Source organism: Glutamicibacter sp. GQ173, from assembly GCF_059759215.1.
This window is the reverse complement of record NZ_JCAXDT010000009.1, coordinates 103,499-128,860: the sequence shown is the minus strand read 5'-3', so window position 1 is coordinate 128,860 and position 25,362 is coordinate 103,499. Positions and strand designations below refer to the sequence as shown.

The 25,362-nt window shown below is 60.0% G+C and carries 28 protein-coding genes; 19 read left to right on the top strand and 9 right to left on the bottom strand.

All coding sequences use genetic code 11. From position 1 onward, the window contains the following. The first annotated feature begins 3 nt into the window (after positions 1-3). The 4 genes from AC6CHO_RS14820 to AC6CHO_RS14805 all read left to right on the top strand — a co-directional run bounded on the left by AC6CHO_RS14820 (position 4) and on the right by AC6CHO_RS14805 (position 4,140). Positions 4-876 carry a universal stress protein gene (locus AC6CHO_RS14820; protein WP_498216078.1) on the top strand — a complete coding sequence of 291 codons (873 nt, stop codon included), beginning with the start codon at positions 4-6 and terminating at the stop codon, positions 874-876. A 70-nt stretch (positions 877-946) separates the two neighbouring features. Next, positions 947-2,470 (top strand): APC family permease, encoded by a 1,524-nt coding sequence (locus AC6CHO_RS14815; protein ID WP_444662078.1) that lies wholly within the window; start codon positions 947-949, stop codon positions 2,468-2,470. A gap of 63 nt (positions 2,471-2,533) precedes the next feature. Beyond that, entirely contained in the window at positions 2,534-2,938 is a 405-nt protein-coding gene (locus AC6CHO_RS14810; RefSeq protein WP_498216076.1) for an arsenate-mycothiol transferase ArsC, read from the top strand. 62 nt (positions 2,939-3,000) lie between these two features. Further along, positions 3,001-4,140, top strand: a complete 1,140-nt coding sequence (locus AC6CHO_RS14805; RefSeq protein WP_498216229.1) for an MFS transporter — start codon at positions 3,001-3,003, stop codon at positions 4,138-4,140. A 14-nt stretch (positions 4,141-4,154) separates the two neighbouring features. On the opposite strand, the gene AC6CHO_RS14800 is transcribed toward AC6CHO_RS14805, so the two are convergent. After that, positions 4,155-4,643, bottom strand: coding sequence for an Lrp/AsnC family transcriptional regulator (locus AC6CHO_RS14800; protein WP_060702576.1), 489 nt, complete (start codon positions 4,641-4,643; stop codon positions 4,155-4,157). 226 nt (positions 4,644-4,869) lie between these two features. Here AC6CHO_RS14800 and AC6CHO_RS14795 point away from each other — a divergent pair, with 226 nt between their 5' ends. Further along, a complete protein-coding gene (locus tag AC6CHO_RS14795; RefSeq protein ID WP_022876090.1) occupies positions 4,870-5,076 on the top strand; it encodes a helix-turn-helix transcriptional regulator in 207 nt (68 codons plus the stop codon). On the opposite strand, the gene AC6CHO_RS14790 is transcribed toward AC6CHO_RS14795, so the two are convergent. Beyond that, positions 5,073-5,861, bottom strand: coding sequence for a MerR family transcriptional regulator (locus AC6CHO_RS14790; protein ID WP_498216073.1), 789 nt, complete (start codon positions 5,859-5,861; stop codon positions 5,073-5,075). The genes AC6CHO_RS14795 and AC6CHO_RS14790 overlap by 4 nt on opposite strands. A 488-nt stretch (positions 5,862-6,349) precedes the next feature. On the opposite strand from AC6CHO_RS14790, the gene AC6CHO_RS14785 reads away from it, so the two are divergent. The 6 genes from AC6CHO_RS14785 (at position 6,350) to AC6CHO_RS14760 (ending at position 11,637) form a co-directional block, all read left to right on the top strand. Further along, the gene (locus tag AC6CHO_RS14785; RefSeq protein WP_498216071.1) at positions 6,350-7,168 is read left to right on the top strand and encodes a hypothetical protein; all 819 of its coding nucleotides are present in this window, start codon (positions 6,350-6,352) and stop codon (positions 7,166-7,168) included. Between the two features lie 69 nt (positions 7,169-7,237). Then, complete coding sequence (locus tag AC6CHO_RS14780) at positions 7,238-7,891, top strand: peptidyl-tRNA hydrolase (protein ID WP_498216069.1); 654 nt, start codon at positions 7,238-7,240, stop codon at positions 7,889-7,891. 87 nt (positions 7,892-7,978) lie between these two features. After that, entirely contained in the window at positions 7,979-8,935 is a 957-nt protein-coding gene (hutG, locus tag AC6CHO_RS14775; protein WP_498216227.1) for a formimidoylglutamase, read from the top strand. Between the two features lie 133 nt (positions 8,936-9,068). Continuing rightward, positions 9,069-10,013, top strand: coding sequence for a metal ABC transporter substrate-binding protein (locus tag AC6CHO_RS14770; protein WP_498216225.1), 945 nt, complete (start codon positions 9,069-9,071; stop codon positions 10,011-10,013). Then, complete coding sequence (locus AC6CHO_RS14765; RefSeq protein ID WP_060702570.1) at positions 10,010-10,765, top strand: metal ABC transporter ATP-binding protein; 756 nt, start codon at positions 10,010-10,012, stop codon at positions 10,763-10,765. Before AC6CHO_RS14770 ends, AC6CHO_RS14765 begins: the two co-directional genes overlap by 4 nt. Then, the gene (locus AC6CHO_RS14760) at positions 10,762-11,637 is read left to right on the top strand and encodes a metal ABC transporter permease (protein WP_498216067.1); all 876 of its coding nucleotides are present in this window, start codon (positions 10,762-10,764) and stop codon (positions 11,635-11,637) included. Before AC6CHO_RS14765 ends, AC6CHO_RS14760 begins: the two co-directional genes overlap by 4 nt. An 89-nt stretch (positions 11,638-11,726) precedes the next feature. On the opposite strand, the gene AC6CHO_RS14755 is transcribed toward AC6CHO_RS14760, so the two are convergent. From AC6CHO_RS14755 to AC6CHO_RS14745, 3 genes are all read right to left on the bottom strand, one after another. Then, the gene (locus tag AC6CHO_RS14755) at positions 11,727-12,464 is read right to left on the bottom strand and encodes an HNH endonuclease family protein (protein WP_498216065.1); all 738 of its coding nucleotides are present in this window, start codon (positions 12,462-12,464) and stop codon (positions 11,727-11,729) included. Further along, positions 12,415-12,678 carry a hypothetical protein gene (locus AC6CHO_RS14750; protein WP_498216063.1) on the bottom strand — a complete coding sequence of 88 codons (264 nt, stop codon included), beginning with the start codon at positions 12,676-12,678 and terminating at the stop codon, positions 12,415-12,417. The genes AC6CHO_RS14755 and AC6CHO_RS14750 overlap by 50 nt, the downstream gene beginning before the upstream one ends. Positions 12,679-12,897: 219 nt before the next feature. Next, positions 12,898-13,575, bottom strand: coding sequence for a metal-dependent transcriptional regulator (locus tag AC6CHO_RS14745; RefSeq protein WP_498216061.1), 678 nt, complete (start codon positions 13,573-13,575; stop codon positions 12,898-12,900). A 264-nt stretch (positions 13,576-13,839) separates the two neighbouring features. Here AC6CHO_RS14745 and AC6CHO_RS14740 point away from each other — a divergent pair, with 264 nt between their 5' ends. The 6 genes from AC6CHO_RS14740 to rbsD all read left to right on the top strand — a co-directional run bounded on the left by AC6CHO_RS14740 (position 13,840) and on the right by rbsD (position 19,773). Next, positions 13,840-14,874 carry a LacI family DNA-binding transcriptional regulator gene (locus tag AC6CHO_RS14740; RefSeq protein WP_498216059.1) on the top strand — a complete coding sequence of 345 codons (1,035 nt, stop codon included), beginning with the start codon at positions 13,840-13,842 and terminating at the stop codon, positions 14,872-14,874. 18 nt (positions 14,875-14,892) lie between these two features. Then, positions 14,893-16,407: a sugar ABC transporter ATP-binding protein gene (locus tag AC6CHO_RS14735; protein ID WP_498216057.1), complete on the top strand. Its 1,515-nt coding sequence runs from the start codon at positions 14,893-14,895 to the stop codon at positions 16,405-16,407. Next, entirely contained in the window at positions 16,408-17,376 is a 969-nt protein-coding gene (locus AC6CHO_RS14730; protein ID WP_498216055.1) for an ABC transporter permease, read from the top strand. 40 nt (positions 17,377-17,416) lie between these two features. Next, on the top strand, positions 17,417-18,355 hold the full coding sequence (locus AC6CHO_RS14725) for a substrate-binding domain-containing protein (RefSeq protein ID WP_498216054.1): 939 nt from the start codon (positions 17,417-17,419) through the stop codon (positions 18,353-18,355). Positions 18,356-18,430: 75 nt separating this feature from the next. Then, positions 18,431-19,354, top strand: a complete 924-nt coding sequence (locus AC6CHO_RS14720; RefSeq protein ID WP_498216052.1) for a ribokinase — start codon at positions 18,431-18,433, stop codon at positions 19,352-19,354. 35 nt (positions 19,355-19,389) lie between these two features. Further along, positions 19,390-19,773: a D-ribose pyranase gene (rbsD, locus tag AC6CHO_RS14715; protein ID WP_498216050.1), complete on the top strand. Its 384-nt coding sequence runs from the start codon at positions 19,390-19,392 to the stop codon at positions 19,771-19,773. A gap of 10 nt (positions 19,774-19,783) precedes the next feature. Here rbsD and AC6CHO_RS14710 read toward each other — a convergent pair whose 3' ends face one another. The 4 genes from AC6CHO_RS14710 to AC6CHO_RS14695 form a co-directional block, all read right to left on the bottom strand. Continuing rightward, positions 19,784-20,722 carry a carbohydrate kinase family protein gene (locus AC6CHO_RS14710; RefSeq protein WP_498216048.1) on the bottom strand — a complete coding sequence of 313 codons (939 nt, stop codon included), beginning with the start codon at positions 20,720-20,722 and terminating at the stop codon, positions 19,784-19,786. 119 nt (positions 20,723-20,841) lie between these two features. Further along, positions 20,842-21,636: an ATP-binding cassette domain-containing protein gene (locus tag AC6CHO_RS14705; protein WP_498216046.1), complete on the bottom strand. Its 795-nt coding sequence runs from the start codon at positions 21,634-21,636 to the stop codon at positions 20,842-20,844. Beyond that, positions 21,633-22,679: an ABC transporter permease gene (locus AC6CHO_RS14700; RefSeq protein ID WP_498216044.1), complete on the bottom strand. Its 1,047-nt coding sequence runs from the start codon at positions 22,677-22,679 to the stop codon at positions 21,633-21,635. Before AC6CHO_RS14700 ends, AC6CHO_RS14705 begins: the two co-directional genes overlap by 4 nt. A gap of 39 nt (positions 22,680-22,718) precedes the next feature. Next, complete coding sequence (locus AC6CHO_RS14695) at positions 22,719-23,825, bottom strand: substrate-binding domain-containing protein (RefSeq protein WP_498216042.1); 1,107 nt, start codon at positions 23,823-23,825, stop codon at positions 22,719-22,721. Positions 23,826-23,981: 156 nt separating this feature from the next. Between AC6CHO_RS14695 and AC6CHO_RS14690 the strand changes: the two genes are divergently transcribed. Further along, on the top strand, positions 23,982-24,980 hold the full coding sequence (locus AC6CHO_RS14690; RefSeq protein ID WP_498216224.1) for a LacI family DNA-binding transcriptional regulator: 999 nt from the start codon (positions 23,982-23,984) through the stop codon (positions 24,978-24,980). 29 nt (positions 24,981-25,009) lie between these two features. Further along, complete coding sequence (locus AC6CHO_RS14685; protein ID WP_498216040.1) at positions 25,010-25,306, top strand: putative quinol monooxygenase; 297 nt, start codon at positions 25,010-25,012, stop codon at positions 25,304-25,306. The last annotated feature ends 56 nt before the right edge of the window (positions 25,307-25,362 follow it).

The following is a 25,362-nucleotide window of genomic DNA, read 5'->3' as shown; positions in this document are numbered from 1 at the left end:
GCCATGAAACTGCTCGTAGGTTATACCGCCGACGAACGCGGCGCCGAGGCCATCGAGTTGGCCAGCGCTGTGGTGGCCGGAACCGTGGACGCATCCTTGCGGATCGCGATCGTGCTTCCGGCCGCCACCCCCTTCAGCGCCGTCTACCCGGGCGGGGACCATGGATATGAATCCATCCTCTCCGCCCAGGTAGACGCCTGGGCCGCCGAAGCTCTGGCGCTGGTTCCAGCAGGAATCAGCGCCGCCGTGGTGGCCCGTTCGGTACCCTCCATCGCTGAAGGGCTGATTGAGCTCGGCCAGGAGTCCGGCGCCCACGGCATTGTGCTCGGTGGACGCAAGCGCCATATGGGCGGGTTCTTTATGCCCGGCAACATCGCCAATGCGCTGCTGCACTCCTCCCCGTTGCCGGTGTTTATGTCTTCACCTTCCTCGCTGGATTCGCTGCGCAACGCCGAAGGACAGATCATCAGGCTGACCTGCTTCGTGGGCGACCGTCCCGGAGCACGTGCGGTGATCGACCTATCGGCCCGCGTCGCCGAGGCCCGCAAGGCCAAGCTGCGCGTTGCCACCTTAGTGGCGCACAAAGATGTGGCAGATTCCATTGACCAGCTGGATGCCCATGTGCAGAACACCCGCGAGTACTTGGGGCAGGTCACCGCTGATCTGGGTATCGATGCGCAGATTGAGGTGGTTTCCGGCGACACCATTGATGCCGCCGCAGCCCAATTGTCTTGGCAGCCGGGGGACCTTGCCCTGCTGGGTTCTGCCCGGCTTGCCGCCCACCGCCGGTTATTCATCGGCCCCAAGGCCCAGCGCATCCTGGGCAACCTGAACGTGCCCATTGGCGTCATTCCCACCCTGGACACCACACGGTAGAAAGACCGATAAACGCTCGCTGACTTCAGCGGTTCACCGTCGAGCCGCGCCACCGCAAAGGTAATTTTCAATGTCGCAAGAATTGAGGCAGGATAACCCTCCCGAACAAAATGTTTCGGGACTGCATGAAAAGGGTCTGTCCAAAGGCACCGTGGGTGTCATGGGACTTGTTGTCATCGGCATCTCCTGCATCGCCCCGGCCTACACCCTCACCGCAGGGCTTGGCGCCACCGTGTCCGAGGTGGGCACCAGCCTGCCGGCCATCCTGATCGCCGGCTTCATCCCGATGCTGCTCGTGGCCCTGGGCTACCGCGAACTGAACAATGCCATGCCGGACTCTGGCACCTCCTTCACCTGGGCCACCCGCGCCTTCGGCCCGATGATCGGCTGGATGGGCGGATGGGGGCTGATTGCCGCGACGGTAATCGTGCTCTCCAACCTGGCGGCCGTTGCGGTGGACTTCTTCTACATCCTGATCGCCCAGCTCACCGGGCAGGACTGGATCGCGGAGCTGACCACCAACCTTTGGATCAACATCCCCACCACCCTGGTGTTCATCGCTATCGCGGCCTATATTTCCTACCGCGGCATGAACGCCACCAAGGTCTTCCAGTATCTGCTGGTCGGCTTCCAGGTCGGCGTGCTGCTGCTGTTCGCCATCATGGCCTTCACCTCGAACCAGCCCTTCGACCAGACGCCCATCAGCTTGGAGATGTTCAACCCGGCAGGCGTCGAGAGCTTCTCGGCCTTCGCCGCGGGCATTTCGCTGTCGATCTTCGTTTTCTGGGGCTGGGACGTCACGTTGACCATGAACGAGGAGACCACCGATCCGAAGAAGGTCCCGGGCCGCGGCGCAACCTGGACTGTGCTGATCATCATCGCCCTGTACCTGGCGGTCGCCACCGGCGTGCTCTATTGGGCAGGCGTGGGGACCACGGGCCTGGGCGCCGGCAACCCGGATAACCAGGAATCCATCTTCGCCGTGCTCTCCGGCCCGGTCATGGGACCGCTGGCCCTGCTGATGTCTTTGGCCATCCTGTCATCCTCGGCAGCCTCGTTGCAGTCCACCATGGTCTCCCCGGCCCGCACCCTGCTGGCCATGGGCTACTACAAGGCGCTGCCGTCGAGCTTCGCTAAGATCTCCCCGCGCTTCATGTCCCCGTCGGTGGCCACTGTGGCCTCCGCAGTGGCAGCAGCGGCCTTCTATGTGATTACCCGACTGCTCTCCGAAAACGCCCTGTGGGACACCATCACAGCCTTGGGCCTGATGATCTGCTTCTACTACGGCCTGACTGCCTTGGCCTGTGTTTGGTATTTCCGCGGGGAACTATTCGCCAGTCCGAGAAATATCATCTTCAAGTTCCTGGCACCGCTGATTGGCGGAGTGGTCCTTCTGGTGATGTTCTTTGCCACCGCCGTTGAATCCATGAATCCGGACTACGGATCCGGCTCGAATATCGGGGGAGTGGGAATGGTGTTCATCCTGGGTGTCGGCGTTCTCCTGCTTGGCGTGGTGGTGATGATCTATATGCGGATCACCCAGCCCGCCTTCTTCAAGGGAGAAACCATCAAGACCTATAAATTGCTCAAGTAATCATTCGATGATTCATGAGTATTGAACCACCCGCGAATCCATCGCGGGTGGTTCAATAGGTTCATGGCTAACTCGGTACTTTTCATTTGCTCACGCAATGCCGGCAAATCGCAGATGGCTGCCGCATTGATGGACTACATCTCTGGTGGAAAGATCACCAGCTATTCAGCCGGAACCAATCCTGGCACAGGAATCAACCAAGAATCGGTTTCCTCATTGGCACAGACCGGGGCAGACATGTCCAATGGAGAGCCCAAGGGCATTGATCCGAAGGTGGTTGAGAAAGTCGACCGCGTCGTCATTCTCGGCACCGATGCCCATCCGCAACTGGACCCGTCGGTCGCCGTCGAACGCTGGGTCACCTATGAGCCCAGCGAAGACGGGATCACCGGAGCCGAGCGCATGAATATCATCAGGGATGAGATCGCTGAGCGAGTTCGCGGGCTCTTCCACGAGATGGAGCAGTAGAAATTTCACGACGAGTCCTGCGCACCGGTGCCACACCGTGGTGGCTGCCGGGCGTTTGCTTGGTGCTGACCGGGTGGTGCGCCAACCAGTACGTTTCCCTGATCAACTGGTACCAGCAATTTCGTGACCTGAGCGAAGTCGAGGCCATGCTGGTGATGGGCAGCTATCTCGTGGGCATGATTCCTGCGCTGGCCTTCGGCGGCCCGCTGGCGGATCGCTTCGGGCGCAAGCTCTTTTCACTGATCGCTTTGAGCAGTTCCATTTTCGGATCCTTAATTATGGCTGCTGGAGCGTTGAACGTTGCCGGGCTTTATGCGGGCCGCGTCTTCAGCGGGCTCGGAATGGGCCTGGCCATGGTGGCCATCACCAGCTGGGTCAAAGTGCTCAGCCCTGGTCCAGCTGGCGCTACCCGTGCGGCACTATGCACATCCCTCGGATTCGCGGTGGGGCCGATCGTTTCCGGCGCCATCGTCGGTTTTAGCGCACACCCCGAGATTGCGTATCTGGTTCATGCGCTCACCACTATTGCCTGGCTGGTTTTGCTTGTTGCGGCCTCCGAGGAACCCCAGATTCAACTACAGGAGGCCACCGCTACCGGCAGTGAAACAACGCTGGAAAACCGGCGCCGGTTCAACCGCGTGGTTTTGCCTTCCGCTCCGTGGGTATTTGGCATGGCCGCCACCGGTTTCGCGGTAGTCCCGGCATTAAGCGACGGCGCTGGAGGATCCAGCCTGCTCTACTCCACCGTTGCGGTCGCCGTGACCATGGGGATGGGGACCATCATCCAGCCGTTCGTTCGGCGGTACAACGATGTCCGCAAGATTTCATTGCTGATTGCTGGCTTGGTGACGGCGCTGGCCGCCCTGCTGCTGATGATTGCCGTCTCGTTGACCGGCTCCGAGCTGCTGGGAGTCGTTGCGTTTATCGTCTCGGGGTCAGCCAATGGCATTTTGCTGGTGGCCGGGCTGAGCCAGGTGCTGGATCTGGCCGGTTCGGCGGATGTCGGCAAACTGACCGGGCGCTTTTACATGGTCTGTTTTGTTGGCTTTACGTTCCCGACGCTATTCGCCTCGTGGCGCCTTATTGCCGACCCGGAGCTGTTCATCGCTATTCTGGCGTTGCTGTGCCTGGCATCAATCGCCCTGGTCTATCGTTCCCGCGGACACCTGCCGAGAGCCGGGCTGGAGGAGGTCAGCAGTTAACTGCTGGCGCTGAGCTAGTGCTGGTCTTTGCTCAGTTTCTTCAAGAGTTCGGTCGTGCGGTAGGGAATAACATCACGCAAGATCATCGAGGTGGACGTACGGGTAATGCCGGGGCAGAGGCGGATTTCTTCGCTGACGCGGTACAGGTCATCGGGGTCCGTAGCGGAGACCCGTATCAAAAGGTCAGTATCGCCCGCTGGAGCAACGCATTCGAGGACCTCGGGAATCTGGCGTAATGCGGCAATGGCATCATTGAGCGCAGCCTGGTTCAGCTCGGCACTCACAAAGGCGCTGACACCGCGACCCATGGATGCAGGCAAGATGCGGGCGGTGTTCGGACGCAACGCTCCGGAGTGGGCCAAGCGCTCCAAGCGGGTTTGAACGGTGCCGCGGGCCAGGCCAAGTTGCTGCGCGAGCATCATGATGGGCACACGAGGGTCGGCATCGAGTGCCAGGAGGATACGCCGGTCGGTTTCATCGAGCTGATACGTATCCGAATTCATGTGCTGGTCTCCTGTGACAGGTTGTGGTGCGCGTGCGTAAGTACCTCCTACAGATTTTAGTCAATATGACCAGTTCCCCCCAAATGTGTTGCGCTAACTGACCGATATTGTTGCAGGCGAGCTAGGTGCAGCCGCTCCGCCGACGGCTATGGCGCGAATCCATGCCGCTTGTCCACAAAGTAGTGCTTGGCCCTCATTCGAAGGCCAAGCACAGTACCCTGTTCCTATGAGGTTTTTGCGTTTGGAAGATGTGGCAGAGGAGCTGAATGTAAAGCTTCCTCAAGTTCGCGCCCTGGTCAAAAGCGGGGAGCTGCCAGCCATCCAAATTGGTGGACGGGGCATGTGGCGCGTGGAGCGCGTTGAACTGGAAAACTACATCCAGCAACGCTACGCCCAGGCACGCGAAGAGATTGCCAACGACTCGCAATCCTAGAGGTCCGCAGCTTTCTGGACATAGGCCTTCAACGCGTCACGGACCAGTTCCGCATGGCCGCCGTAATTCTTGGCAAACCGATCATCTGCGACATACATCTCCGATAATGAACTGACATAGGCGAGGCGCTGTTCCAGATCAGAGGAATCCAGTGGCGTTCCTGGAACCGAACGCAGCCACTGCACATGACGCGCGGCCAAGCTTTGCGCAGCATCGCTATCGGCACGCACGTTCTGCTCTCCGGCGCGGATCCACGCTTCGTTCAATTCGCGGACTTGCTGGAAGAAGCCGGCTTGTTCCTCTGCACTCTTGCTGCGCCACCACTGGTTGGAGTCGTTGTAGGCTTTGGCGCCCCAACGCTGAGTGACTTCTTCCTTGTACTGTTCGTTGAAGCCGTCAAAGCTGGTTTCGGGTTTCATTTCTTCTCCGTTTTCCAATGCTGAAATCGTGCGTTCCAGCGTCGTGATCTGGCGATCGATGATCCTGCGCTGTGTTTGTAGTTGCTGGACATGTTCGGCCAGCGCTTCTCGTTCGTCGCGTTGGTCATCCAGAATTTCGGTGATGCTCTCCAGCTTCAGGCCCATGTCCCTGAGCAGCAGGATCCGTTGCAACCGCACCAACTGGTTTTGGGTGTAGAAGCGGTATCCGTTCTGGGCAACATGGTCCGGTACCAGCAACCCGATGTGGTCGTAGTGGCGCAAGGTGCGGCTACTGATTCCAGCGACCCGCGAAAGGTAGGAAATCGAGTATTCCGCGGGTACTGGATCCACCGGTGAATTGTTCATGTTCCTCAAGCTACAGGTTGACGCTACGTCAATGTCAAGGCGTCGAAAATTGCGACGCTGGTTCAAAATGTGATTCAGGCCTCATGGCAAAATGCTGGATATTTTGAGGCTATTTTTCGGTTGATTGATCATATTGACCAGTAGATGCATTGCCGTTTGCGCAGGATGAATTGTCTGGTGTTCAATGAAAACAGATGACGCTGGAAAGGCTACCGCTTGATCCAGCAATGACCTATCGCGAGTGCAGACCACCCGAATCTGCATCGCTGAAATGTTTTGGCCATCCATGCCAAAGCGCGGTGAAAGCAAAATTCTGATGGCTCGTGAGCATCCCACCTGAGTGGACGCTCGCGAGCCATTTGCGTCTGCGTGGCTATTCCTGGTTCGTTCTTGTAGCGGACACCGATTTCATGGACATGCCCCGTGCCTTTCGCGCGGCACCGGCTCTGCTCTGGAACAATGAGCGCGTAGGAACACGAAGGAGCACAGTGAGTTCAATGAGGCGCGTCTGGCAAAACTGGTGGATGCAAATTGCCGGCGGCATATTAATTGTGGTCATAGTTGTGATGCCCTGGTTGTGGATCGGGGAAGAAGACCGCTCGATTTTGCCGCTCGCTGGCAACGATGCACTTGGCTTGATTGTTGTCTCCAGCTTGTCCGCGCTATTGGGCAGTTGGCTAGTGCGTCGAGTGGGCCGCGGGAGAACTGGGTTCACGGTTGTGACCGCCGTGGGAATATTCCTAGGGATGCTCGGATTAGGGGCGCAGGGAATATATGCCACGAATCCTTCGGCTTTCGGCGGGAAACTTACGCAAGCCTCAGTAACTCAACTATGGGTCTTCGGATCCTTGCTGGTCCTGAGCCTGGCCTGGTATTTCTTTAGCGCAAAGTTGCGTCTTCCTGTGGCGGCGCTCTTTTATGCCACTATGACGGTCAGCGTGAGCTACTGGCTGCAGATCGTCGCCTCGCTCATTGCCGGAGCGCAGTCCTACTACGTATACCTCTGGTATGCCGGGCCGTTGATCTTGGGGCTGATCCTTGGATTTGTCGGATTCCTGCGCGCCATCAACCTGGTCTTTTGGGTGGTGGCCCTGGCTTTCCAATGGGTGATGCCAGCCGTGGTGGAAAGTTCGGCCAAAGCAATACAGTCCGAAGCCCAAATAGGCCCGGCAGCGAGCGCCTTCAGCAAGGAATTCAGTGCATTAATAGTCGAGCTCGACTGGCAAACTCCGCTGATTGTCAGCCTCGCAACCGCCATGCTTACCAGTGTTGTTATCGTGATTGTCCGCAAGGTGCGCCGGCGTTGACCTTGGCATTGAAGTGCAGCTCCGGCAATCTGGCAGTCTTCAGCCCACGTCGCAATCTAGAATGAGTTCATGGATGAACTGCGCGAACGCGATCCCGAAGAACTAGTCCAGCCCATTATCCTGCGCATCGATAAAGAGGATCCTTCAACCGAAGACGAAGGGCTGTCGGCAGTTTCGCGCGCCGCGGTCATCGCCTATCTGCAAGATCCCCACAACCCGGACTGGCAGCAATGGGCGTCCCAGGCTTTCGCCAAATCGGTTCGCCGTGCCAATCCGAAGATGTTCGCCAAGGTCTTGGAAATGTACCCCGACCAGATGGTCAGCGAGGTGGGCAAAGCCCAGGCCGTCGGCTTGCCGCCACTGCCCGCGGCAAATCTCCCCAAGCTCGTCGCCAAATTGCAGGTCTCTGGGACCGAACTTCCCAAGAGCGATGAGGTACTGAGCTCCACGGTGAATATCGCGGTTAATGATTCGCTGCAGATGTCCACCGGCAAGGCTGCCGCACAGTGCGCCCACGCGCTTTTTGCTTGGCTGGCTGAATCTGATGGCCAGGGGATCGAGGAGTGGCTCAAGGTTCATGCGCCCGTGGGAATTCGGCATTTGTCGCGCCAGGATTTTGAGGCCCTCTCTGAACGAGCCAGCGGCCCGGTGATTCAAGACGCTGGCCGTACAGAAATTGAGCCAGGGTCCACGACGGCTTTCGTCTTCATTCAAGAACACTAGACAGCCAAGTTGGTGCTGTCCGGAATGCCGGACAGTACCAACTTGTTTCTGCTAGACCGCGTTGGTCTGATCTGCTGTGCTGGTCTTATGGGCGAAAACGGCAAGGCAATAGAGATTCAGACCGACCAAAAAGCGCAGCGGTGGTCGGGCCGGGTAGACGGTTCTGCTGTGCAGCACCTGCGCTGGCATCAACAGATTGCTGCGCAAAATTCCCAGAATCTGAACGATGCGGTGGCACTGATTGGTTTCCGCTCGGATGCCGGAGTGCAACGCAATCAGGGCCGTATTGGCGCTTCTGATGGACCGGCAGCGTTGCGCGCCGCGCTGAGCCCCATGGCCATCCATAAGCAGCGAGCAATGGTGGACCTCGGAGATGTCGTCGTTGAAGGCGACGAGCTGGAATCAGGCCAGGAGCGCTTGGCCAATGCGGTGGCGCAGACACTGGGCACCGGAGCGTTGCCCATCGTGCTAGGCGGTGGACATGAGACCGCTTATGGCACCGGCCTCGGATTATTGCAGCACCTGGCAGATGATCATTCCACGAGGATCGGCATCCTGAATCTGGATGCGCACTTCGACCTGCGGGATGAGGGGCAGCGAACCAGCGGCACGCCGTTTCTGGATCTGCATCAAGAAATGCAGGAGCAAGGCCTTGAATTCCACTACGCAGTGCTCGGAATCTCGCGTCCCGGCAATACCGCGGCGCTCTTCGCCAGGGCAGACGAGCTCGGCGTTCCCTACTTGCTGGACGAGCGCTGCGAGCCTGAGCAGATCAGTCGATTTGTCGCTGCTTTCCTTGAGCGCATCGACGTTCTGTACCTGACTATTGACTTGGACGTATTGCCAGCTAGTGTGGCGCCTGGCGTGAGTGCCCCCGCAGGTTTCGGAGTTCCCTTCGAGCGAATCCTGGCGGCATGCCGTCAGGTTGTCGCCAGCGGGAAACTTGCGGTTGCCGATGTTGTCGAGCTGAATCCCCGCTACGATGTCGACTCTCGTACAGCACGCAGCGCTGCCCGTCTGATCTATGAAATTGCCCTGGGGTAATTTCGACACAGATTGATTGTTTGACCCCTCAAACATTATCCTATGAGTGAGCGAAGATCTTCGCTCCTGTTATCTTGCAAAGAGGCAGAGGCAATGGAGCGAAGCTCAGGATATGAGGGCACGAGTGAAAAAGATGACCGGTCGACGCAGGGCGGCGAGCTGGCTGGCCATGCTTGTTGCGCCCTTGCTCCTATTTGTCACCGGATGCGCGCCGGCCAAAAGCCAGGATGCTATCGGAACCGGGCCGGCCGACTCGCGTCCTGTGGTGCTGACGACCTTCACTGTCTTGCAAGATATCGCCCAGAATGTCGCTGGCGAGCACCTGCGGGTGGAATCAATCACCCGACTCGGAGCAGAAATCCATGGATACGAACCGACGCCGGATGATCTGCGCAGGGCCTCCCATGCAGATCTGATTCTGGACAACGGCCTGAACCTTGAAGCGTGGTTTGCGCAGTTTGTCCAAGAGAACTCCGCCCCGCACATCACGGTCAGCGAAGGCATCGAACCCATTGGCATCGTCCAGGGCGAGGGAGCAGGGAAGCCGAATCCCCATGCCTGGATGAGCCCGATCAACGTACAGCGATACGTTCAAACCATTGCGCAGGCCTTTAGCGAGCTGGATCCAGCCAACGCGTCGGCCTATCGGGAGAATGCCAAGTCCTACCAGGCGAAACTGCAGAAAGTGCAAGACGACTTGGCTGCCGAACTCCAGGGCATACCGCAACGGGAACGCGTGCTGGTGACCTGCGAAGGCGCCTTCAGCTATCTGGCGAGAGATGCCGGACTGAAAGAAAAATACCTCTGGGCAGTCAATTCGGAATCACAAGCCACGCCGCGCAAAGTCGCCTCGGCGATTGACTATGTTCGAGACAACCATGTCCCTGCGGTCTTTTGCGAGTCCACCGTCTCCGATGCCGCCATGCAAAGAGTTGTGGAGTCAACCGATGCGCACTTTGGCGGAACGCTGTATGTGGACTCCCTCTCCGAGCCTGGTGGACCAGTGCCTAGCTACCTGGAGCTGATTACCCATGACACCCAGCAAATCGCCCGAGCATTGAAAGGCCAAGCATCATGAATACACAGTGCAACGCCGATCTGGCCATCAATGTCACCGATGCTACCGTGCATTACGGCCAAGTCCAGGCGCTAGACCACGCCTCGCTGCAATTGGCGCAGGGAACCGTCTGCGGCCTGGTGGGAATGAATGGTTCCGGAAAATCAACGCTATTCAAAACCATCATGGGACAGATCAAGCCCGATACCGGAAGCGTCAAAATCAGTGGAACCGATCCGCAGCAAGCCCGCAAAAGCGGAAAACTTGCCTACGTCCCGCAAAGCGAGGCAGTTGACTGGAACTTCCCGATATCTGTTCGCGACGTCGTGATGACAGGCCGCTATGGCCAAATGGGATGGACCCGACGTGCTAAGAAAAAAGACCATGCGGCAGTGAATGAAGCCCTGGAACGCGTAGAGCTCACGGACTTTGCCAACCGGCAAATCGGGCAGCTTTCGGGCGGGCAGAAGAAGCGTGCTTTTGTGGCTCGCTGCATCGCCCAAGGAGCAAGCATCATGCTGCTGGATGAACCATTTGCCGGAGTGGACAAGCGCAGCGAAGCGACCATCACCAAGCTGCTGCGCGAGGTGGCAGATGAGGGTGGCAGCGTGCTGATTTCCACCCATGACCTGCATGCCCTTCCGGACCTGGCCGATGAGGCGGTCCTGTTGATGCGCAAGGTCTTGATGCATGGGCGGCCCGAGGTCGTCCTGCGCGCAGAAAACTTGGCTTTGGCCTTCGGCCTGGACCCGATGAAACGAGATGCATCATGAACCTCATTGAATTGCTGGCGGAGCCGCTGAGCTACACATTCATGATCCGTGCCTTATCAGTAACGATTATTGCTTCGGTGCTCTGCGCGCTGCTCTCCTGCTGGCTGGTGCTCATCGGCTGGTCGCTGATGGGAGATGCCGTCTCCCATGCGGTGCTGCCCGGCGTCGTATTGGCCTATATTGTCGGGGCTCCTTTTGCCCTGGGCGCACTCATCTTCGGGTTTTTGGCCGTGGCGCTCATTGGGGGAGTGCGAGATACCACCAAGCTGAAGGAAGACGCCGCCATTGGAATTGTTTTCACTACGTTGTTTTCCTTCGGGCTGGTACTCATTTCGGTTACTCCCAGCCATATCGACTTGAACCACATCATCTTTGGCAACCTGCTGGGAGTCTCCTCGGCAGACTTGTGGCAGGTATTGATTCTTGGAGCCGTGACCTTCGCAATTCTGATCCTCAAGCGCAAGGACTTCACTCTCTATGCCTTTGACCAGACGCACGCCCACGCGCTTGGCATGAGCCCGCGGTTGATCGGTGCGATTCTGCTGGGGTTGCTGGCCATGACCTCGGTCGTTGCATTGCAGGCCGTGGGAGTGATCCTCGTGGTGGCGATGCTGATCATCCCTGGAGCTACTGCCTTCCTGCTGACCGACAAGTTTTCAAAGATGCTGGTCATCGCCCCGGCACTGGCGGCTTGCGCTGGAATTCTCGGGGTGTATGCCAGCTACTTCCTCGACGCATCCACGGGAGGCATGGTCGTTCTCGCTCAAGCGCTGATCTTCGCTGCCGTCTATCTTTTCAGTCCCCGCCAAGGGCTGATTGCCACGAAGCTCGCAGCCAAGGAGCGGCGGAGGTCTTTGGCCGCTGTTCGCTAACGCCACAAGGGGCTGTTACTGATGTGCCGCCCCGGGGCCAGATATGGGATGGCGGAAGTCTGCGACTTCCGCCATCCCATGATGATGTTCTAGGCACGCCAGCGGAGTTTGCCATTGGCGTCGTATTTGCAGGTGTAGACCTTGCCGGACTTGGCCTTTCCGTGCCTTCCTTTATCAGCCTTCTTGCAGTAGGAACCGTGATGAACGGTGCCCTTCACGGTCGAAGCCGACTTCTTGGGCGCCGCCGTCTTCTGGTTTCCGGCGGGCTTTATTGCCGTAACCTTCGCGCCCTTCTGGTTGCGGCAGGTATTGAGAACCTTGGTCATCGCGTTCTTTTCGGCTTTGGTTACCGACAGCGCGTATTTTTTCTTGACACTGATCTGGGTGGCGACGTACTGGCAGCGGAAGCTCTTATTCCTGGGCAGCCATTCGGCAGCGTTTTTATCACCCTTCTGGCGGTTGGCAGAAGCGTCGGCAGCGATGAGATTCAGTGGGTCATTGGCCAGATCCTGGCGCTGGGCCTGTGACAGTTTCTGTGCCCCTGAGATCCAGGAATTTTTCAGGGCCACAACGTGATCGATGTCGACGCTGCCTGACTTGACCTTCCAATTGATCTTCTTGCCGGTGTATTTGTCGTGCAAGGTGCCTGAAGCGACGGTGCACTTTTTGCGATCCTTGAACTTCACCTTGGACATGTCCCGGGACAGTGTGTCCTGGCGTTCGTCGCACTTGTCGCGGTCAAAATCTTTCCAGCCGTTGCCGAATTTCTTGTTTCGGTTATAGCCCGTGGCTGGTGCTTTGCCTTTGACCGGAAGAGCCTTGAGCATGTTCAAGGCCTTGGGGTCCGTTGAGCTTGGCACCAGGGTTGACCTTCTTGGACGTGGTCGAGGCTAGATCAATGATGAGGTCTTGATCGGTGGCCGATGGGGCCCGGAAGGTTTCAGAAATCGAAGCCGTTGAGGCGGACTGCCCGGATGGAACGCTGCAGCCGGTCAGTACCAGAATCGCTGCGAAAAGCAGCGCAAAGATTTTCCGTGGCAATGGGGGATTCTTTCGTGCAAGAAGGGATGCAAGTGATGGCCCAAACTTACTGGTGGGGCTCTCAATTCAAGAAACTTGAACCTTCCAGCAAGTACGGTTACTATTCACTCTAATCCACAATCCGACAAATAAGCGTCGGTCTTGTCCAAAGTACTGTTAGGCGCTCAGAGGCTCGCGTTGAAATGCAGGAAAGCCGCTCGTGGTTATGGAAGATGCCAGTTATTTTCCGGCAGAGACCCAGACAGCGTTGATAGCCCGGGAGCCGAGACTCAGGGCTGTCTTTTTTCCAGCAACGCGCACATTGATCGTTTCCGAGAAATCCTCGGCAGCGCTCACGCTGAGTTCAACGCCCACGCGAATGCCTTGATCGGAAAAATACTGCAATAGCTGCGAGTCATCGTCAGCGATTCGTTCGACGACGACTTTGCTTCCATCGGCAGCATCGCTCAAATTGATAGCCGGGGGAATGCTGATGCGTCCCTCGGCGGTCGGGATGGGATCCCCATGGGGATCGCGTGTGGGGTGCTCGAGAAGATTGTCGATGCGCTGGACCATGAAGTCGGAGACCGCATGCTCCAGATTTTCTGCTTCATCGTGCACCTGGTCCCAGCGATACCCGAGCATCTGGACCAAGAAGGTTTCGATCAGCCGGTGTCTGCGGACCATGGTCATGGCATAGTCCCGGCCCAGGGCAGTAAGCGTCACTGCACCGTATGGCGCATGGTCCAGCAAGCCCTGTTGGCGCAATTTGCTCAGCGCCCCCGAAACCGTGGAAAGCTTCATCCCCGCTTTCGTCGCAATGACGCTAGCGGTCACGGGCTCGTTGGACCACTCATTCAGTCCGTAGATGATCTTGAGATAGTTTTGCGCACTATCTGAGAGCTGATTAACCGACACGCCTTCCATCTTAGCGACCTGAAGCAGGGTGGTGTTGAAGCGGCCGGAGATCCACCGGATAGCTGCCAACTTTAAATCTGAATTATTGGGTTCACTGTCCGGCATTCTGTACGAACTATCATGTCAAACCGCAAAATCAGTAGATGAATTAATGGGCGATAGTGGAGTGGCCGTTTTGCGGTGTTGACAATATTTTCAAGGTAGTGAAAACTGTGTAATCGATTCCATGGAATCGATTACACGTAAGCAAAGGGGCTTATCGGGATGAACGCCGTCACCATCAAAGACGTGGCACTAGCCGCCGGAGTATCTTCGGCTACGGCCTCGCGCGTCCTTTCCGGGCACTCCGCCACCTCGGCCGAATCCCGCGAGAAAGTCGAAGCAGCCGCCAAGAATCTTGGCTTTGTTCCCAACGCCCAGGCCCGCTCGCTTCGCTCCACCAAAACCGACACCATCGCCTTGCTGATTTCCGATGTCCGCAACCCGTACTTCTCGGACCTCGCGCACGCCGTAGAGCAGCAAGCCCACGAAGCCGGCATGATGACTTTTATTGGCAACGCCAACGAAGATACCCAGCAGCAGGACCAGTTCCTCGCCGCGATGCTCTCGCGCCGCGTTGACGGGTTGCTTGTAGTGCCGCAAGGCCTGGACGAAGACGCCGACCACCCCAGCGAAATGATGCAGCGAATCATTTCTTCCGGAACGCCGATGGTTTTTGTCGACAGAACCCTGCCTCAACTGGAGATCCCGTCAATCTCGGCATCCAGCGCTAGCGCCCTGGATGAAGCCATTGGCAAGCTCAAAGCCCTGGGCCATCGACATATCGCATTCCTTGGCGGACCTGCTCATGCCTCCACCGCGCGCGAACGCCACCGCGCTTTTGATGCGGCCCTGGTGTCCAACGGGCTGGAGACAGATCAGAAGCTGCACTTCGCCGGCGACTTCCAGGCCGCCTCCGGCGCCGAAGGCGCCCGCTGGCTGCTAGCGCATGAACTGCGGCCAACCGCAGCGATCATTGCCGATGCGCCGATGGCCATTGGCGCACTGACCGTCTGGCGGGAAGCAGGGATCCGGGTGGGCCCCGAACTGTCGGTCATCGCCTTTGACGCGGTGGATGCGATGCTCATGCACCACCCGCCGATTGCCACCATCAGCCACGACCTGCGCGCGATGGGCCGTGCAGCTGTCACCGCATTGCAATCCGTGATGGCCGGCAACGAGCCAGAACCCCAAGAATTTATCAGCCAATTCACCGCCAGGGCATCCCTTGCCCAGGCTCCGGAAGCAGCCGGTGCCTAGGTGATGGAAGGAACAAGAATGAGTAACGACGCTCTGCTGGTCCTGGACAAGGTCTGCAAGTCCTTCGGCCCCGTGCAGGTCATCGAAGACGTCACCGTTGAAGTGCATGCAGGAAAAGTCTCGGTGCTGCTTGGCGAAAACGGCGCTGGAAAGTCCACCCTGATCAAAATGATCGCGGGCGTGCACGAACCAGATGCCGGGCAAATCCTGTTCAACGGACAGCCAGTAAGGATCCGTGACACCAAGACCTCCGAAGCACTGGGCATCGCCACCATCCACCAGGAACTGAACCTCGTCCCGTCGATGACCATCGCCGAGAACATCACCCTGGGGCGTGCGCCACGCAAATTCGGCATCATCAACCGCCGTGCAATGCGCAAGATCGCCCGTGACGCCTTGGCCAAGCTGGAACTCGACCTGGACGTGAACACTCCGGTCGGAGAACTGGGCTTGGCCCAGCAGCAGCTGGTGGAGATCGCCAAGGCCTTGAGCCTGGATGCCCGCGTACTGATCTTGGATGAACCCACGGCCGCGTTGACCACCACCGAGATCGAGCACCTGTTCAAGGTAGTCAACCAGCTGAAGGACCAGAGCGTCGGGATGGTGTTCATCAGCCATCACCTCGATGAGATCGCTGCCATCGGCGACTTCGTGAACGTATTGCGTGACGGAAAATTCATCGCCACCGTCCCGGCAGACACCGAGGAAAGCGAACTGGTCCGGCTCATGGTCGGCCGGGACATCGATGCCCAGTTCCCGCGCGTGGCCACCGAACCAGGCGAGCAGCCACTGCTGAGCGTTCAAAACCTCAGCGATGACCAGCTCAAGGACATCTCTTTGGAAGTCCGCCCCGGAGAAGTCGTGGCACTGGCCGGCCTGATGGGGGCCGGGCGGACCGAATTGATCCGCGCCATCGCCGGAGCCGACAAGTACAGCTCGGGAACCGTCAAGGTCGCTGGCAAGAAGCTGGCCAGCTTTGATGTCGCGGCTGCCACCCGCGCGGGGATCGGCCACGTGCCCGAAGACCGCAAAACCCAAGGCCTGGTGCTGGATGCGTCGGTGGCAGAGAACATCGGCTACGCCACCATGGCCGCCACCGCCAAGAACGGGCTGGTGGACCGCAAGGGACAGAAAGCCCGCGCGCAAAAGGTTGCAGAGCGCCTGCGCATCCGCATGAGCAGCATCGATGCACCGATCCGCTCCCTGTCCGGAGGCAACCAGCAAAAGGCGGTATTCGGACGCTGGTTCACCGCAGGAGCCAAGGTGCTGCTGCTCGATGAGCCGACCCGAGGCGTGGATGTCGGCGCCAAGGTGGAAATCTACGAACTGATCAATGAGATCACCGCCTCTGGAGGCTGCGTCTTGATGGCCTCCAGCGAACTGCCCGAGGTACTGGGCATGTCAGACCGCGTCGTGGTGATGAGCCAGGGGCGCATCGCCGGGGAACTGGCCACGCAAGAAGCAACCCAGGACGCCATCATGGCCCTGGCCATCAGCAATGTGCATCGTGAAGAAGAAATGGGAATCAAGTAAATGAGCAGCGTAGCTACTGCCCCGAAGAAGGGCTTCGACTTCAAGGCATTCCTGGCCAATAACGGCGCTCTGGTGGGCCTGGTCATCCTCTGCTTGGCGCTATTTATCGCCACGCCGCGCTTTTTGACCGGGCCGAACCTGTTGAATATCGGCATCCAGGTCTCCACCATCGCGGTGATGGCCTTCGGCATGACCTTTGTGATCGTGGCAGCCGGCATCGACCTTTCGGTAGGATCGGTCGCCGCCCTCTCCGCGATGGGCTCCTCCTACGCCGTCACCACCGCGGGACTGCCCGATGGGCTCTCGATCCCGGTCGGCCTGGCTATCGGCGCCCTCTCGGGCTGGGTGACCGGTGCGATGAGCGCCTACGGCAAGCTGCCGACCTTCATCGCCTCGCTGGCCATGCTCACCGTGGTGCGCGGCTTGACCCTGGTCATCTCCGACGGCCGCCCGATTTCCACCAGCTCGTCGGTGTCCTGGCTCGGCGATGACCTGGGCCCCATCCCGGTGCCCATCATCATCCTGCTGCTCTCCGGCCTGCTCGCGGCCTTCGTCCTGAACCGCACCGTCATCGGCAAGAACGCCTTCGCGGTGGGCGGAAACACCGAGGCCGCGCGCCTCTCGGGCATCCCGGTCAAAAAAGTGCTGGTCACCGTCTTCGTGATCTCCGGGCTCTTTGCAGCGCTGTCGGGCATGATCCTGGCCGGGCGCCTGGATTCGGCCCAGCCAACCCTGGCCTCCGGCTATGAACTGGACGCCATCGCCGCCGTAGTCATCGGCGGAGCCTCGCTCTCCGGCGGTGTCGGGCGCATCTCCGGCACCCTGATCGGTGCACTGGTCCTGGCCGTGATCCGCAACGGCCTGAACCTGCTCTCGGTTTCCGCCTTCTGGCAGCAGGTCGTTATCGGCGCGGTCATCGCGATCGCTGTCGGCTTCGACGTGCTGCGCCGCAAGAACGTCAAGCACTGATTTCCCCCACCAACCACCCCTGTTCAAAGGAGAACATCCCATGAAAAAACTGATCCGCACCACCGCCGCCATCACCCTGTCCCTGGGGCTTGCCGCTTCGCTGGCAGCCTGCAACCGCGGCGAAACCGCCGCCGACGGGGCATCGGTGACCCTGGCCGTGTCAACCTTGAACAACCCGTTCTTCGTCGACTTGCGCGACGGCGCCCAGAAAGAGGCAGACGCCCAGGGCATCGACCTGTCGGTAGTTGACGCGCAAAATGACTCCGCCACCCAGGCCAACCAGCTGGCTACCGCATCAACCAACGGTTCGGCTGGCGTGATCATCAACGCCGTGGACACCGAAACCGCGGAAGCCGGCTTGGCCCCCGTGGTGAAGGCCGAGCTGCCTATCGTTGCCGTGGACCGCGCGGTGGGCGACACCAAGATCGCCTCCTTCGTCGCCTCGGACAACGTGGCCGGTGGCGAGCAGGCCGCCAAGGCGCTGGCCGAATCCATCGATGGCAAGGGCAAGATCATCGTGCTGGAAGGCGTGCCCGGCGCTTCGGCGACCAACGAGCGCGGTGAAGGCTTCACCAAGGGCCTGGCAGAGTTCAAGGACATCGAGGTGGTGTCCAAGCAGACCGCGAACTTCGACCGTGCCGAAGCCCTGGACGTAGTCACCAACCTGATGCAGTCCAACCCTGACGCCGTGGGCGTTTTGGCCATGAACGATGAAATGGCCCTGGGCGCCATCCAGGCCCTGGGCGACAAGGCCGGCAAGGACGTGAAGGTCGTCGGCTTCGACGGCACCGATGACGGCTTCAAGGCAGTAGAAGCTGGCACCATGGTGGCCACCATCGCGCAGAACCCAGCAGAACTGGGCAAGCAGTCGGTGCAGATCCTGTCCAAGTCCATCAAGGGCGAAGAAGTCGAAGCCAACGTGCAGGTTGCCGTGGACACCGTCGATGAGAAGAACATCGCCGAGTACGCAGCCGAGTAATCTTCATCTAGCAGTATCAATTCAAGGCACCGGCACCCATTGGCCGCCGGGCGAAGAGCAGCAGAAGGACTAAGCATGCAGCAGGACATCCAGGTCACCATCGTGGGCTCAAGCAATGTGGACATCACCGCGTTGATGGCACGTCTGCCCGGACCCGGGGAAACCGTGCTGGCAGATTCCTACCAGCTCTCGCCCGGCGGCAAGGGGGCCAACCAGGCGCTGGCCGCGCAGCTGGCCGGGGCGGCTACCGAATTCATCGGTGCCGTGGGCAAGGATTCGCATTCCGAGGTCGCGCTGGGCCAGCTGGAAGAGGCAGGCGTCAAGCTTGACCGCGTGGCTCGCAGCTCCCAGCCGACCGGGGTGGCCATCATCCAGGTGGACTCCGGTGCGGAGAACTCTATTGCGGTGGTTTCGGGAGCCAATTCCACGGTGACCGACCAAGCGGTCAAGGCCGTCGGAGCCATCGACGGAATTCTCGTGCTGCAGGGTGAAATCCCTGCCTCGGGCATCAAGGCCGCAATGGATGCGGCCACCGATCGGATCGTGCTGAACCTGGCGCCGGTGATCGAGCTGGATCGCGACTACCTGCTCAAGGCCAACCCGCTGGTGGTCAATGAGCATGAGGCCGAAGCGGTGCTACAGCAGCTGAACCCGCATCTTGGACTTCGGTTCAACGGCCGTTATGAGCGACTTGCAGCGATGCTCATCGAGGAGGGAATCACGAGCGTGGTCATTACCCTCGGCGCTTCGGGGTGCCTGGTGGCTGACAAATTCCCTGCAGAAAATGGTGGAGCCCAAGTGCGCCCGTTGCCAGCAGTCAAAGTCAAGGCCGTGGATACCACCGGTGCCGGCGATGCCTTTACTGGCGCCTTGGCTGCACGGCTGGCCAATGGCGATGATCTGGTCCAGGCAGCGGAATTCGCCGGCAAATTCGCCGCGCTGACCGTGCAGGCCCACGGAGCCCAGGCATCCTACCCTCGATCCCTTGAGAACCTCTAAGGAACCAACTGGGCAAGACCAAGAAGGAAGCCTTCGTGCTGAAATCCGAAATTCTCAACGCGCCATTGCTTGGCGCGCTGGCCACCTGTGGCCACACCGATACCGTGGTCATCGCCGACTGCGGCCTGCCCATTCCTGAAGGGCCGGTAGTGATCGACCTGGCCTTGGTGCAGGGGCTGCTCAGCTTCGAGCAGGTGCTTGATGTGCTGGCCCGCAATATGGTGATCGAGCACAGCACCTTGGCCGCCGAAGCCAAGGACGGCCCGGTTCTTCAGCTGTGCACGAGCAGGGGACTGGAACCCGGGTTCATTTCCCACGAGGAACTCAAAGCAGAACTGCCGGCAGCCAAGATCATTGTCCGCACCGGCGAATCGACCCCCTATGCCAACGTGATCCTGCACTGCGGGGTCGCCTTCTAGGCTGGCCGAGCTAGTTTGCAGCCAAGTGCTGTTCCTCCAGCAATGCCGTCAACTCTTCAAGGGTTGGCGGCATTGCGCCAGAACGGCGAACCGCCAGCGCCCCACCGGCCACCGCCCGTCGGCCCAAATGCTCCAGCTCGGCTGTCGACAGCTCGGCGGTCCCGTGGGCCAGCAAGCCGTAGAGCAGCGATGACATGAACGAGTCGCCGGCGCCGATGGTATCGGCCACCTCACTGCGCACCCCCTCGATCCTCACCTGGTCGCTGCCCGTGGCCAACAGGGCCCCGTCGGCACCGAGCGTGAGCACAACCAAGGTTGGGCCAAGCTCCAGAATTACATCGGCCACCTGCACCAGTTCAAGCTGCGGGTACAACCACCGGGCATCTTCATCGCTGAGCTTCACCACGTCGCACAAGCGCGCCACGCGCTCAAAAGTTGCCAGTGCCTTGCCGTGCCCGCCGACTAATGCAGGCCGGATATTCGGATCATAGGTGAGCAGGGCCTGCCCCTTGGCCTGGGCCAGCAGGGAAGCCACAGCTTCGGCACCAGGTTCCAGGAACGTGGCAATGGATCCGGTGTGCACGATCTTTGGCATGGGGTCCAGCTCATGGGGCGCAAGATCCCAAGTGATATCAAATTCGTAGCGGGCCGAGCCATCGGCGGCCAGCACCGCGGTGGCCGAAGCGGTGCGTTCCAGGTTCAGGCACCCGGGCAGCAGCTTGACGTTGGCGGTGCCCAGATGGGCCTGGATCTTTGCGCCAAACTCGTCATCACCCAGCGCGGTGAGCAGTCCGGCATCCACCCCGAGCCGGCCCAATCCGAAGGCCACATTGGCGGGGGAACCGCCGGGGTGGGCGATGCTTCCCTGCTCAGTCGAGACAATATCGATCAGGGCTTCGCCGATGACCAGGATCTCGTGGGAATCTGTGTGCGGGCTGGCGGTATTCATCAGGGATCTCTTTACTGTATGAAGTGTCGTGAGGAAGAAAATGGCGGAGAAATGGGCACTGGGCACGGTTTGTGGTTCCGTGCGCAGTGCCCATGAACAGTCCTGGGCGCCAGCTGGCCTTAGGCGGTGGCGGCACCAGTCATGATGGCTACCGCATCGGTCATGCTGTGTGACTGCGGGGTGATGGTCGCAGCGCACTTGCCCAGCCGCTGGATGTGGATCCGGTCGGCCACGTCGAAAACGTGCGGCATATTGTGGCTGATCAAGATCACCGGCAGGCCCCGCTCGCGCAGGTCGCGCACCAGCTGCAGCACCTGGTTGGATTCGCGCACGCCCAGTGCTGCGGTCGGCTCATCGAGCACCACCACCTTGGATCCGAAGGCCGCTGCGCGGGCCACGGCCACCGCCTGGCGCTGGCCGCCGGAGAGGTTCTCCACCGGAACGGTCACATCCTGCAGGGTCGAGATGCCCAGACGGGTCAGCTCTTCGCGGGCCTGCTGGCGCATGCCTTTGCTGTCAAGCATCCGCAATACGCTGCCCAGCAGCCCCGGCTTCCGGATTTCGCGGCCCAGGAACAGGTTGGAAGCCACATCCAAGGCGGGGGAGACCGCCAGGTTCTGGTACACGGTTTCAATGCCATGGGCCCGGGCATCCTGCGGGCGCTTGAACGAGACCTGCTGGCCGGAAACGTGAAGCTCGCCGGAATCCGGGATCTCCGCGCCGGTCAGGCATTTGATCAAGGTGGACTTGCCGGCGCCGTTATCGCCGATCACCGCCAGCACCTCGCCGGGGTACAGGTCCAGGCTTACGCCATCCAGGCCAACAACGCGGCCGAAGGTCTTCACCAGATTGCGGGCCCGCAGGATGGGTTCGCGGGTTTCTGCTGGGGCAGCAGCTGAATCGGTCATGGTCATGACTTTGCCTTTCGAATCCACTGGTCCACGGACACAGCAACGATGATCAGGATGCCCACGGCCAGGGTCTGGTACAGCACGTCCAGCCCCGCCAGCGACAGGCCATTGCGGAAGACGCCGACGATCAGCGCGCCAAGCAAAGTGCCCCACACCGAGCCGCGACCGCCAAAGAGGCTGGTCCCGCCGATGACCACAGCGGTAATCGAGTCCAGGTTCAGGTCCAGGCCCGCATTCGGGCTGGCCGAGTTGGTGCGGCCGATCTGCAGCCAGGCGCAGATGGCGAGCACCGCGCCTGCGGCAAGGTAAACGCTCATCAGCACGCGGTTGACCGGAATACCGGCCAGGCGGGCTGCTTCCTTGTCATCGCCCACCGCGTAGACGTGGCGTCCCCACGCGGTCTTGCCCAGGATGTAGGCGATCACCAGGTACAGGGCCAGCATCACGATCACGCCGGCGGAAATGCGTACCGAGCCGATCGGGAAGGTGGTTCCGGTCCAGGTCAGCAGCCCTGGCATATCGCTGCCGCGCACGGTGGCGCCGTGCGAGTACAACAGGGTCAAGGCCACAAAGACATTGAGCGTGCCGAGGGTGACGATGAACGGCGGCAGCTTGAACCGGGTGACCAGGAAGCCGTTGATCGCTCCGGTAGCCAGGCCGCAGAGCAGGCCCAGCAGCAGGGCGAGCAGGGCGGAAATTCCCTGGTTGACTGCCAACTGTGCCATCACCATGGAGGCCAGGATCATTCCGGCACCCACCGAGAGGTCGATGCCGGCGGTGAGGATCACCAGGGTCTGGGCAATGGCGATGGTGCCCACCACGGAGACCTGCTGGGTGATCAACGACAGGTTTTCCACGCGCAGGAACCGCTCGTTGAGCAGCCCGAAGACGATCACTGAAACGACCAGCACCAGTGCCGGGCTCAAGGCGGGGTAGCGGTGCAGGGCTTGGCGTACTTTCCCCAGTGCCGTTTGGCGGTCGAGGAATTCTTCGGCGAGGTCGACCTTCCCGGAGTTCGGGGGACTGTCGGTATATTGCTGTGTCACGATAAATCCTGATCTTCTGGTAGGTGCGTTCCTCGGGGGCTACTTGCCCCAGCAGATCTTTGACGCTTCGGCGGCGTCGATGCTCTCCACACCGCTCACCTTTTCTTCAGTCACCAGCTTGCTGCCGGTGTTGAAGAAGTCCAGGCCCTCGGTGGTTTCTGGCTTTTCGCCGGTTTTAGCCAGCGTGGTGATGGCCTCGACACCCAGCTCGGCCATCTTCACCGGGTACTGCTGCGCGGTGGCGTCGATGATTCCCTGCTTCACGTTGGAGACACCTGAGCAGCCGCCATCGATGGAGACAACGAGGGTATCCTTCTCCTTGCCGGCCGCCTTCAGGGCCTCGTAGGCGCCGGCAGCAGCTGGTTCGTTGATGGTGTAAACGACGTTGATATCCGGGTTGCCGGCCAGCAGGGTTTCCATGGCGGTGCGGCCGCCGTCTTCTGCGCCCTGGGAAGCCTGGTTGCCGGCGATCTCGTAGTCGCCGCCCTTGCCGCCGGTGTACTTTCCGGACTTGGCTTCGTCGCCATTGACCTTTTCATCGGCGGTGTCGATGCCCATGCCCTTGAGGAATCCCTGATCGCGGGTGTAGTCCACGGAGACAAGCTTGTCGTCGAAGAGGTCGACCATGCCGATCACTGCCTTTTTGCCGTCAAGCTTTTCTGCGGTCCACTGGCCAATCTGCTCGCCGGCGGCAAAGTTGTCGGTCGCGAAGGTGATGTCGGCGGCGTCGGCAGGATCCGGCGGGGTGTCCAGGGCGATGACGTAGAGGCCGGCATCGCGGGCCTTCTTCAGGGCGTCAACCACCGACGGTCCGTTGGGGGTGATGAGAATGCCTTTGTCGCCGTCGGAGATGGCGTTTTCGATGGCCTGGATCTGAGTGGCTTCATCGCCATCGGATTTGCCGGCGGCCAGCTTCAGGTCCACACCGCTGGTTTCAGCTGCCTTCTTGGCACCGTCTTGCATGGAAACGAAGAACGGGTTGGTGGTGGTCTTCACGATCAGCGAGACACCGACATTGCCGTCGCCTGATGCGTCTGTGGATGAATCACCCGAGCAGGCCGAGAGCGACAGGGCGGCGAGCCCCAAGACTGCTCCTGCTGCCAGCATGCGGGTGGTGCGGGTGCGACGAGTGCTGAAACTTGCCATTTGGTGCTCCTTTGCGAGTGGGCTTTTCTGAAGCCCTGACAACGTGATCATGTAGAATGTAAGCTGGATCACAAGTGGTAGTCAATAGAAAGAAGAAAGAATTTGACAACGATGTCAAACCCCGGTGTCGGTGGTGGTGCCAAATCCCGCCCAACTATGCGACATGTGGCAGCTTTGGCCGGCGTTGGCATTAAAACTGTTTCACGCGTCATGAACGAGGAACCTGGAGTCTCGGAATCGACGAGGCAGAAAGTTCTCCTGGCCTCGAATCAGCTGAACTATGAACTGGACGTCACGGCGGGAAGCCTGCGTCGCTCAAGCCGGCGGACCCAAACCGTTGGCCTGCTGCTACCCAGCGTCTCCAACCCGTTCAGCGCCGAAATACACCGGGCCATGGAAGATGCACTGAGCCTGAAAGGCGTGGCGGTTTTCGCCGCCAGCCTGGACGATGAACCCGAGCGGGAAGAATCCATGGTCCGCGCGTTCCTTGGGCGCCGCGTTGATGGCATGGTGCTCACGCCAATTGCCAGTAATCAGGCCCATGTAATTCCGGAGCACTCCAGGGACTTGCCGGTGGTCTTCATTGACCGCGAACCGGTGGGGCTCAAGGCGGACGCGGTGGTCACGGACAACGCAGTCGGCGGCGCCAAGGCGGCCCAGCACCTGTTCAAGGTGGGCCATCGGAAGATCGGCTATCTCGGTGACCGCACGGATATCCAAACCGCTCGCGAGCGCAGGCGGGGATTCGTAGATGCACTGAGCGAACTCGGCGTTTCGACCGCCAGCATTCCCGTCCGGGAAAACCTGCATGATGTTGAAAGCGCCAGGCTCGCGGCCATTGACATCCTCACCTCGGATGACCCGCCTACGGCCTTGTTCTCCAGCCAGAACCTCGTCACCTTCGGATGCATGCGAGCCTTGCGCGAACTGGGGCTGAACCACACGGTGGCCCTGGTGGGATTCGATGACTTCACGCTCTCGGACATGGTGGATCCCGGTGTCACCGTGATTGCCCAGCACCCAGAGAAAATCGGCGCGCTGGCGGCCGAGCGGCTCATGGCCAGAATCGAAGGCGATGCCCAGCCGCCAAAAACCTACATCGTTGAAACCACCATGATCATTCGCGGCTCCGGGGAAATCCCGCCCGCAGCCTAAGCGCCTCACCCACTATGGAAGGAAAATCCGTGGAGCAGAAGACCCTCTATGCAGAGTTCACCGTCAAGGAAGGCAGTGAAGAACGCGTGGCAGAAATGATGAATGACCTTGCGCAAAAGGTGCGCGAAGAGCCGGGGAACGTCCTCTTCCTTCCCTACGTGCGCGAGGAACGGCCTCGCGAATACTTCGTCTTCGAGATCTACGCCGATGAGCAAGCCTTCCAGGAGCACATCACCGCCGACTACGGAGCGGTCTTCAACGCCGAACTTGCTGAGCATATTGAGTCAGACGCCTCGGAGCTGACGTGGCTTCGCCCGGTTGAATAATTCGCAGTAGCTGCACAGACGGCCTCGCTGGCACTGCCCGGCGGGGCTAATTGCCG